Origin of the sequence: Nocardia sp. NPDC051990 (assembly GCF_040680755.1) — a bacterium.
Taxonomy (GTDB): domain Bacteria; phylum Actinomycetota; class Actinomycetes; order Mycobacteriales; family Mycobacteriaceae; genus Nocardia.
The window spans coordinates 69,164-81,176 of the sequence record NZ_JBFAXH010000023.1 but is presented as its reverse complement, the minus strand read 5'-3'; the positions used below and the strand labels follow the sequence as shown (position 1 = coordinate 81,176).

The following is a 12,013-nucleotide window of genomic DNA, read 5'->3' as shown; positions in this document are numbered from 1 at the left end:
CGATTCGAAAGCGGCTATCGGTCTGACCGTGCCGTCGGTGCGTGCACAACTGCCCGACGACATCGACTGGCTGACACCGGACAACCTCGACAAGGCCGACAACCGTCCCGTCACCGACAGCGACCGGGTGCGTCCGCTGCGCGTCGACGATATCGCCTACGTCATCTACACCTCCGGATCGACCGGGTCACCCAAAGGAGTCACGGTCACCCACCAGGGATTCGGCAACTTTATCACCGAGAACCGGGATGCTATCGACGTTGAATCCAATTCTCGTACTTTGCATTTGGCTTCACCGAGCTTCGATGTGTCGGTACAGGAATTGCTGTCGGCGCTGTGCGCGGGCGCCACTATGGTTATCGCACCCAGCGACGCACATGGTGGCGACGAACTCGGCGAACTGCTCGACCGCGAGCATGTCAGCCACGTCTTCATCACACCTACCGCGTTGTCCACCATCGACCACACCCGTTGGCCGCTACCGGATTTGGGACATCTGGTAGTCGGCGGCGAGGACTACGGCACCGATTTGGTTCAGCACTGGGGCAGCGGTCGCAACATGGTCGACGCTTATGGTCCGACCGAGGCGACGATTATGACGAATCAGGGGTCGCCGTTGGTGGCGGGTGAGTTGGTTACGGTTGGTGGTCCGATTCGTGGTGTGTCGGAATGGGTGTTGGATCAGCGGTTGCAGCCGGTGCCGGTTGGTGTGGCGGGTGAGTTGTATATCGCGGGTGCTGCGTTGGCGCGTGGATATCATCGTCGGTCAGGTGTGACGGCCGAGCGTTTTGTGGCGTGTCCTTGGGTGCCTGGTGAGCGTATGTATCGGACGGGGGATGTGGTTCGGTGGACGGCTGGTGGGGCGGTCCAGCATCTGGGTCGTTCTGATTTTCAGGTGAAGATTCGGGGTTTGCGTATCGAGCTCGGTGAGATCGATGCGACGCTCGCTGCTCATGAGAGCGTTGGTTTTGTTACTACTGTTGGTTATCGCAGCGATTCGGGGGGCGAGTCGTTGGTTTCGTATGTTGTTGCCGCGCCGGATCATTCGGTCGATACTGCGGCTTTGACCGAATATCTTGCTGGGCGGTTGCCGTCGTATATGGTGCCGTCTTCGATCATGCTGTTGGACCGTATTCCGTTGACGCCGGTGGGCAAACTCGACCGCAAGGCCTTACCGAAGCCGGTACACACCGATAGCAAACCGTTCCGGGCGCCTGAGACACCGATGGAACACACGATCGCCCAAGCGTTCACCGACATACTGGGCACCGAGACCATCGGCCTCGACGACTCCTTCTTCGCCCTCGGCGGAGACAGCATCATGTCGATCCAGCTGGTGGCTCGAGCCAGGGCAGCGGGCGTGCTGTTCTCCCCGCGCGAGGTGTTCGAGCGTAGAACGGTTGCCGGACTGGCCCAGATTGCCGTCCAGGACAGCACCGCCGCGACCGCCCTCCCGGCGGAACTGCCCGGCGGCGGCGTGGGACCGATACCGCTGACGCCGATCATGCGATGGCTGCTCGAGCGGGCGGAGTCGGGATTCGGCCGCTTCTCGCAAGCAATGATGCTGGGTCTGCCGGCGGGGACCGACGGGCAGCGGCTGGCGGCCACGGTGCAGGCGGTACTCGATCGACACGACATGCTGCGCGCGCGACTGCGTCGGGACGCCGACGGGCGCTGGAGTTGGGAGGCGCTGCCGGTCGGAACGGTTCGCGCCGACGATGTCATTCGCCGGGTGGCGATGGCGAGCGAGCTGGGAACCGCCGAGTTCCACGCGTTGGCGGCGGCAGAGTTGGATGCCGCCGCGGACCGGCTCGATCCGGGCGCGGGGATCGTGGTGCAGCTGGTCTGGTTCGATCCGGTGGGTACGGCAGAGCCGGGCAGGGTGCTGGTGCTGGTGCACCATTCGGCGATCGATGGAGTTTCCTGGCGCGTGCTGATACCGGACCTCGCGGTCGCGTGGATGCGGATCGAGTCCGGCGAGCAACCCGATCTGCCCCCGGTCGGGACATCGATGCGCAGGTGGGCGTATGGGTTGGCCGATGCCGCCCAACGCCCGGACCGGACCGCCGAACTCGAATTGTGGCAAGCGATGGCCGTTGGTGACGATCCGGTGATCGGGTCCCGGCCCCTCGACCCCGCGAGCGATGTCGCCGGCACTGTCCGCACGATCGCGGTCGACGTGTCTCCCGAGGTGACCGAAGCGCTGTTGACCACGGTGCCCGCGAAATTCCGCGGCAGCGTGGGCGACGGGCTGTTGGCCGCGCTGGCGGTGGCGGTGACGAAGTGGCGGCGCGAGCGCGCGACGGAGGCCGACGGCCGCAACGCGCCGGCGCACATGGTGATCGGTCTGGAAGGGCACGGCCGAGAGGAGGGCGTTGTCCCGGGCTCGGATCTCACCCGGACGATAGGTTGGTTCTCCACGAGTTTTCCGATACGCCTCGATCTGTCGGGCATCGATCTCGACGACGCGTACGCCGGTGGGCCGGCTATGGGGGCAGCGGTCAAGTCCGTCAAGGAACAGCTCCTCGCTGTCCCGGACCACGGGATCGGCTACGGCTTGTTGCGGTATCTCAACGAGGACACCGGCCCGATACTCCAGACTCTGCCGACGCCGCAGATCGGCTTCAACTACCTCGGCCGGGTCTCCCCGGGGATTCCCGAGGGGATGCCGGTGGTCGGATGGCTGCCGGTGGACGGCGGTGGTGACCTTGGTGGTGGCGAGCTCGCCGGTGCACGGAATCCGGATATGCCGGTGTCCGCGGTGCTCGATATCAATGCGCTCACCCTCGACGACGGGGGCCGGCCGCGATTGCGGGCGATCTGGTCATATCCCGCCGGGGTACTCACCGCCGACGAGGTGCGCGAGGTCGCGGAGTCGTGGTGCCGGGCATTGACTGCCTTGGCGACTCATACCCGCCACTCCGGGAGCGGGGGACGGACGCCATCGGATCTGGATCTGGTCCGGCTCGGCCAGTCTGCGATCGAGCGCCTCGAGGACAGGTACCCGGCGTTGAGCGATGTCTGGCCATTGACGCCGTTGCAGCAGGGGTTGCTGTTCCATGCGCTGGTCGCCGAGGAATCGGTGGACGCCTACGTGATGCAGCTGGTCCTCGAGCTGCGTGGGCACGTCGATCCGCAGCGGCTGCGCCGAGCCGGGCAGGTGCTGCTCGACCGGCATGCGAATCTACGCACCGCATTCGTCACCGACATCGGCGCCGCGCCGGTGCAGGTGGTCCAGGAAGACGTCGAGGCGCCCTGGTCGGAGCTGGACCTGTCCGGGCTGGACGACGAGGCACGGAATCGCGAGTGGGAGCAACTCATGGCCGCGGACCGGGCGACCCGGTTCGACCCGACGCGGGCACCGCTGCTGCGTTGGATGCTGATCACCACGGGGCCGCAGCGCTACCGGCTGGTGCTGACCAATCATCACCTGCTGGTGGACGGCTGGTCGACACCGCTGTTGCTGAAGGAATTGCTGGTGCTCTATGCCACCGACGCCGATGCCTCGATGCTGCCTCGGGTTCGGCCCTATCGGGACTTCCTGGCATGGATCGCCGGGCAGGACTCGGCGGCGTCGCTCGACACCTGGGCCCGCGTTTTCGACGGCGCCGACGAGCCGACCCTAGTGGCTCCGGCTGATCCCCGCCGTCGATACACCGAATCACGTGAGGTGGTCGGCGAACTGACCGAGGAGCAGACCGCTGCGCTGACCGGCCTCGCGCGGTCCCGTGGCATCACCCTCAACACCGTGATCCAGACGGCGTGGGCGATCGTGTTGCGCGCGTTGACGTCCCGGGACGATGTCACGTTCGGTGCCACGGTCTCCGGGCGGTCCCCGCAGATCGCGGGCGTCGAATCGATGATCGGACTGTTCATCAACACGCTGCCGGTGCGGGTCCGCCTCGACGCCGCCGAGAGCCTGGGGCAGCTGCTCGACCGAATCCAGGCGGAGCAGACCGCCTTGCTCGACCACCAGCTCGTTGGGCTGACCGACATCGAGCGGGTGGCCGGTCCAGGGGCGGTGTTCGACACGATGACGGTGTTCGAGTCCTATCCGATCGATCGCGGTGGGCAGACGGCGGACACCGACATCGCCGGCATGCGGCTGGTCGACGTGACCGGCACCGACGCCGCGCACTATCCGCTGGGAGTGGTTGCGCATGTCGACACGCGACTGCACCTCAAAATCAAGTACCTGCCCGAACTCTTCGACCACGACATGGTGAACTCGACCCTGCAGCGGGTCCTGCGGGTGATCGGCGTCGTTACCACCGACCCGGATCTGCCGCTGGCCCGGCTGAATCTGCTCTCCTCGGTGGAATACCGGGAGCTGACCTCGGTGTCGGGTAACCCGGCTGCGCCGGGGCGAGTGCTGCCGGAGCTGTTGTCGGCGGCGGTGCGGCGGGATCCGCAGGCGGTCGCACTGGTCTATGGGGATCAGCGGTGGACGTACAGCGAATTGGATACCGAGTCGAATCGGTTGGCCCGACTGCTGATCGATCGGGGTGTGGGGCCAGAAGCACATGTTGCGGCGGCATTGCCCCGGTCGTTCGAGTCGGTACTGGCGGTGTGGGCGGTCGCGAAGTCGGGGGCAGCGTTCGTACCGATCGACCCCACCTACCCCGCCGACCGGATCACCTTCATGCTGACCGATTCCGGTGCCCAGGTCGGTATCACCGTATCGACGCTAGCGGCAGAGCTGCCCGGCACGATCGACTGGCTCGTACTCGATGCCCCCGAGCTACGAGCCGATCTCACCACCACCTCCGCGACCGCCGTCACGCCGGCTGAACGGAAGGTACCGCTGCATGTGGCCCACCCGGCGTACGTCATTTACACCTCCGGCTCCACCGGGCGGCCCAAGGGCGCGATCATCACCCATACCGGACTGGCGAATTTCGCTGCCGAGCAACGTGACCGGTACGCGGTGACACCATCGGCACGGATTCTGCACTTCGCGTCACCGAGCTTCGATGCGGCCATGCTCGAACAGTTGATGGCGATCGAGGCCACAGCGACATTGGTGATCGCGCCGACATCCGTATACGGCGGAGAAGAGCTGCGGCGCTTGCTGATCGATCAACGGGTGTCGCACGCCTTCATCACCCCGTCGGCGCTGGCGTCGGTCGACCCGACCGGCGTGGATGGCTTGCGGGTGCTCGTCGCCGGCGGCGAAGCCTGCCCGCCGGGATTGGTCGCACGGTGGGCGCCGGGCCGAGCGTTCCACAACGGATATGGTCCGACCGAGACCACCATCATGACGAATATCAGTGCGGCGCTGGACCCATCGACGGCGGTGACGATCGGCGGACCGATCCGTGGCGTCGGGCAGGTTGTGCTCGACGCGTCATTGCGGCCGGTACCGGTCGGGGTTGTGGGGGAGTTGTATCTCACGGGTCCGGGTCTGGCTCGTGGTTACCGCAATCGGATGGATCTGACGGCGGAGCGGTTTGTCGCCGATCCGTTCGCGGAGCCGGGACAGCGTATGTATCGGACCGGTGACTTGGTGCGGTGGATGCGGCAATCGGAGGGGGATCTGACCCTCGACTATGTGGGCCGGATGGATTTCCAGGTCAAGATCCGCGGTTTCCGCATCGAGCTCGGCGAGGTCGAATCCGGTCTGTTGGCCTGCACGGGCGTGGCGCACGCGGTAGCGACCGTGCACCGGAGCGCCGCCACCGGTGATCGGTTGATCGGGTACGTGGTGCCCGAGCCCGGTGTCGACCTCGACCCGGCCGCGGTGCGCGAATTCGCCGCGGAGCGGTTGGCCCCACATATGGTGCCCGCGACCGTGGTGATGCTGGACGTGCTGCCGTTGACGAAGAACGGCAAACTCGACCGCGCCGCGTTACCCGAGCCCGACTTCGCCACGAGTCGAGCCGAATTCCGGGCACCGGTCACTGAGGTGGAGACGACGCTGGCTGGACTGTTCGCCGAGGTATTGGGTGTCGACGCGGTCGGACTCGATGATTCGTTCTTCGCCCTCGGCGGTGACAGCATCGTGTCGATCCAGTTGGTGACCCGCGCCAGGGCGGCGGGTCTGGTGTTCTCGGTGCGCGAGGTATTCGAGCACAAAACGGTGGCTGGGCTGGCCGGGATCGCCGTCCGCGACAGTGCCGCGGTGGCGGCTCTTCCGGCGGAACTGCCCGGTGGGGGTGTGGGTTCGGTGCCGTTGACGCCGATCATGTATTGGATGTTCGAGCGCGGTGGCTTGGATCGTTTCTGTCAGTGGGTGTTGCTCACGCTGCCTGCGGGTATCGACCGGACCGGAATCGCGGCGACCGTGCAGGCGGTGATCGATCAGCACGACATGCTGCGGGCCCGACTGCACCCCGACCCCACCGATCGGTGCGGGTGGGCATTGCAGGTGCAGCCGGCCGGGGTGTCCGCCGCCGGGCTGATCCGGCGCGTGTCGGTGGATGCGGCGCCGGACAGTAGTGGGTTCGCCGCGCTCCTCGACGCGGAGGCGAACGCGGCCACCGAGCGTCTGGACCCCGCCGCCGGAATCATGGTGCAGCTGGTCTGGTTCGACTGGGCCGGACAGCCGGGCCGGCTGCTCGTCGTCGTACACCATCTGGTCGTCGACGGGGTGTCGTGGCGGATCCTGGTGCCCGACCTGGCCACCGCTTGGGCCCACCTGGGTGCCGGGCAACGGCCGCGGCTCGCGCCCGTGGGCACCTCGATGCGACGCTGGGCGCACGGCCTGCACACCGCCGCGGAGAGCGTCGATGAACTCCACTGGTGGCGAACCATCCTCGATACCGCTGATCCGCCGATCGGTTCTCGCCCGCTCGACCCGGTCGTGGACGTGCAGGACACCCTCGCCACGGTCGAGGTGAGGCTGCCGACCGCGGTGACTCGTGCGCTGCTCACCACCGTGCCCCAAGCGTTCCGCGGCAACGTCGACGACGCCCTCATCGCCGGGCTCGCGCTGGCACTGACACGCTGGCGGCGCCGTCGCGGCGAGGACCCCACCGCGACGCTGCTCACCCTCGAAAGCCACGGCCGCCACGACACCGCACTGTCCGGCGCCGACCTCACCCGCACCGTCGGATGGTTCACCAGCACCTACCCGGTGCGGCTCGACCTGTCCGACATCGACATCGACGACGCCTACGCCGCGGGCACCGCCGCAGCCGCGGTCGTCAAATCGGTCAAGGAACAACTCCGCCACGTCCCCGACCATGGAATCGGCTACGGGCTGCTGCGCTACCTCAACACCGATACCGCCCCCATTCTGGGTGCACTGCCCGACCCGCAGGTGAGCTTCAACTATCTCGGTCGATTCGACACCATTCCCGAAGCGTTGCGCGGCAGCGGATGGCTGCCCGCCGGCGGCGACACCACAGGCGGCGGTGTGCAGAATCCCGACGCGTCCGCGGCGGCCGTGCTCGGCGTCAACGCGGTCACCATGGACACACCGGACGGGCCCGCCCTGACCGCATCCTGGGACTACCCCACCGGCGTGCTCACCGCCGCCGAGGTCACCGACCTCGCCGAGCTGTGGCGCGACGCGGTCACCGCCCTGGCCACCCACGCGTCGCGGCCCGGTGTCGGCGGGCTCACACCCTCCGACGTCGGCCTCGTCGACCTCGACCAACCCGCCATCGACCGGCTCGAGACCCGGCACCCCGCATTGGACGACATCTGGCCGCTCACACCGCTACAGCAGGGACTGCTGTTCCACGCCCAACTCGCCGACGGCGCCGTCGACGCCTACATCGTGCAACTCTGCGTGGAACTGGGCGGCCGCGTCGACACTGACCGGCTGCACCGAGCCGCGCAAACACTCCTCGCACGACACCCCAACCTGCGAACCGCGTTCGTGCGCGACGGCACCCACGAACCGGTCCAGGTGGTGCACCGACACATCGACGTGCCGTTCACCCAGATCGACCTGGCCGAGTGCGACGACACCGAGGCCGCGCTCGAACACCTCATGGACAACGACCGCCACATCGACACGAGCGCAGCACCACTGCTACGACTGACACTGATCAGCATCGCTCCCCAGCGGTACCGGCTGCTGTTGACCGTGCATCACATCCTCATCGACGGCTGGTCCACACCATTGCTGATCCGGGAACTGCTGATGCTCTACGCCAGCGACAGCGACCCCGCGGCACTGCCTCCCGTGCGCCCCTACCGCGACTATCTGAAGTGGCTGTGCGCCCAGGATCACGACGCGGCGGAGACCGCGTGGGCGCGGTCACTCGACGGAACGGTCGAGCCGACGCTGCTCGCGTCCGCGGACCGCGCCCGCCGCCACACTGCCGCCGCCCGTGAGGTCCGGGTGCAACTGAGCGAACAGCACACCACGACCCTGGTCACGGTGGCCCAGCAGCAGGAAACCACCCTCAACACCGTTATCCAAGTGGCCTGGGCGCTCGTGCTCGCCGGCGCGACTGCCCGCGAAGACGTGGTCTTCGGCACCACTGTCTCCGGACGCCCGCCACAGATCCCCGGCATCGAATCGATGATCGGACTGTTCATCAATACCGTGCCCGTGCGGGTCCGGCTCGATCACCGCGAAAACCTCGCCCAACTGCTACGCCGAATCCAAACCGAACAAGCCGAGCTGCTCGACCATCACCACCTCGGACTCGCTCGCATCCAACAGATCACCGGCCCCGGTGCGGTATTCGACACCGCGACCGTCTTCGAGTCCTACCCGATCGACCGCGCCGGGCTGTCCGAAGACATCGACATCGCCGGCATGCGCGTCCTCGACGTGCACGGACGAGACGCCGCACACTACCCACTCGGCCTGATCGTCCACCACGACACCCAACTACACCTGACCTTCAAATACCAGCCCGAACTATTCACCCGACACCAGATCGACGCCATCGCCGACCGAGTACTGCGAGTGCTCGATGCCATCGCCGTACACATCGACCTCCCCCTCACCCGACTGGATCTGCTCTCGCCGGTCGAGCGGGCCACGCTGGTGCCTGTTCGCGGTCGGCCTGGCACGGCGATGTCGGTGTTGCCGCGGGTGTTGACGGCCACGGCGAGGCCGGACGCGGAAGCGGTGGTCTGCGACGGCGAACGGCTGTCCTACCGCGAACTCGAGGAAACCTCCAACCGGTGGGCGCGCGTGCTGATCGAAACCGGAGTAGGACCGGAATCGTTGGTAGCCGTAGCGTTACCACGCTCCATCGATGGTGTGATCGCCATGTGGGCGGTCGCTAAAACCGGCGGTGCATTCGTTCCGATCGACCTCGACCATCCGCACGATCGGATCGCGAGCATCATCGCCGATTCCGGCGCCAGCGTCGGACTGACCCTCGAAAACCATCGAGACCAGCTGTCCGACGCCGTCAGATGGTTCACCGTCGACAGCCCCGCCTTCGCCGCGGCGACAGCGGCGGCGGCACCAACCACGATCGGCGACCGCGACCGCACCACCACGCTGCGGCCACAGCACCCGGCCTACCTGATCTACACGTCGGGCTCCACCGGTATCCCCAAGGGTGTCGTGGTCACCCACGCCGGGCTGGCGAACCTAGCCGCCGAAACAAGGGAACGGTTCGGTCTCACCCCGACCTGTCGCGTACTCGGCGCCGCCTCACCGACCTTTGACGTCTCGATCCTCGAATTGCTCAGCGCTACTGCCGCCGGCGCCACCCTGGTCCTCGCCCCCACAGCGGTGGTCGCCGGCGCCGAACTGGGCGAGTTGATCAACACCGAACGGGTGACCCATGCCGCCCTTACCCCGACCGTGCTCGCATCACTGCGCCCCGACGAGATCGATACCCTCGACACGCTGATCCTCGGCGGCGAGATCTGCGCGCCCGACCTGGCAGCGCGATGGATGCCGGGCCACACGGTGATCAACACCTACGGGGCAACCGAAACCACGATCATGAGTTGCGCCGCCGCTCCGTTGACCACGAGCACCGACAGCCCGATAACAATCGGTGGCCCGGTCCGCGGATTCAACGCCGTCGTACTCGACCGCAGACTGCGCCCCGTCCCGCCTGGGGTAGTCGGCGAACTGTACCTGTCCGGACCGGGTGTCGCCCGCGGCTACCACCGGCAGCCCACGACCACGGCAACTCGATTCGTCCCCGACCCATACGGACCGGCCGGGACACGCATGTATCGCACCGGCGACCTGGTCACCTGGACCGTCGATCAAACGCTGCAATTCAAAGGCCGCAGTGACCTGCAGCTCAAGATCAACGGCCACCGCATCGAACCCGGCGACATCGAAACCGCGCTACGCGGTCACCCGGACATCAGCCATGCCGCGGTCACGGTCCACACCCATTCCAACGGCAACGATGAACTCATCGGCTACGTGGTACCCACCCTGCACACCTCAATCGACATCGCCGCACTGACCACTCACCTCGCAAGCCGACTGCCCACCCAGATGATCCCCACGACCATCTTCACCCTCGACCGGATACCGCTCACCGCCACCGGCAAAATCGACTACCGGACCTTACCGACGCCGGACGGGCAACAGACCCGGTTCCGGTCGCCGACCACCCCGCTCGAGGCCACCGTCCGCGATGCCTTCACCGAGACCCTCGACATCGAACGAATCGGCGTCGACGACGGTTTCTTCACCCTGGGTGGCAACTCGCTGGCCGCCGCCCAACTTGTGGCGCGGCTGGCGGAAGCGACCGGTGTGACCGTGCCGATCCAGTGGATCTTCACCGATCCGACGCCGGCATCGCTCGCGCACCGCATCGACTCCCGGCTGCGTGGCCTCGATGAACACGACCCCGGCGACGCACTCGCCGTGCTGCTCCCGCTGCGCGCCGCCGGAGCCGACGCACCGTTGTTCTGCGTCCACCCGGCCGTCGGATTGGCTTGGGGTTTCACCGGACTTGTGCAGCACCTCGATCCCGACCGCCCGGTATACGGACTGCAATCCCCGGCGTTCAGCGACGCCGACGCTGCGTTCGCCACGCTCGACGAACTCGCTGCCCGCTACGTACAGGAGATCAGGACCGTCCAGCCGCACGGCCCTTACCACCTGCTCGGCTACTCGCTCGGCGGCACCATCGCGCATGCGATCGCCGTCCGACTCCGCGCCGACGGCGAGTCCGTCGCCACCCTGGCCATGATGGACACCCGCGTCGTCACCGCCCGCACCGTCCGTGCTCCCACACCCACCATCGCGGCGATGCTTGCCGAGTTCGGCGGCATCGCCGTTCCGGAGGGCGCCACCGATCTCGATGCCGAAGCCGCGGCCGAATTGCTGCACCGGCAAGGCGGACTGTTCTCCGCCGTGACCGCCGAGCATCTGGTGACGCTGCGCGAGGACTACACCCGGCTGGTCGATCTCACCTGGCACCATCGGCCGATTTCCTTCGACGGCGACCTGATCTATTTCCGCGCCGTCGACGATGCCGACGGCAGCTTCGATCCGGCTCTCGCATGGCAGGCCCTCATTACCGGGCGGATCATCGAACACCATATTCCGATCCGGCACGAACGGATGATCGAACCTGCCGCGCTTCGCGCGATCGGACTCGTCCTCGCAGAGCACTTCCGCTCGACCCTCACCGCCTAGTTGGATCCCCGACACCATAGGCCTCGACCTGCCCTGGACGCAGGCGCGCCTGCTCCGTGCCCTCGAGGGGGTGAATCTGGAGATCTCTACCGGCAGGTCCACGACCTCGGTCACGGCCGTACTTCGCGGCGCTTCGGGGTTGCGGTGCAGCTCGTGACGCAACAGGATCAGGTCGGGGGTGGATGCCGGCGCCTGCACCTCCGACCGAGATCCGGCAACGGCGCCGTCGAACCACTCGCCCTTTGCGACCTTCGACGACTCCATCATCTCTCGGGGTGTGCAGTTCGAGACCGAATGGGCTGTGCGACGGTTGCGTGCTCTTGCGGCTCCGACCCTATAAACGTTTGGAATAAGTAAACGTTTGGAAACAGGGCTACACCCGCGCGAGTCGTCGGAAGGGGGTGATAATCCCAGGTCACCACGGTCGTCGACAAGACCAGCCGACCGCGCGAACGGCGGTGCATGATCATAGTCATCGCC

General features: G+C 66.8%; 1 protein-coding gene. It reads left to right on the top strand.

Annotation, left to right across the window (positions count from 1 at the left end; translation table 11 throughout):
- The first annotated feature begins 37 nt into the window (after nucleotides 1-37).
- On the top strand, nucleotides 38-11,533 hold the full coding sequence (locus AB0L63_RS29285) for an amino acid adenylation domain-containing protein (RefSeq protein ID WP_364507217.1): 11,496 nt from the start codon (nucleotides 38-40) through the stop codon (nucleotides 11,531-11,533).
- Nucleotides 11,534-12,013 lie beyond the last annotated feature (480 nt).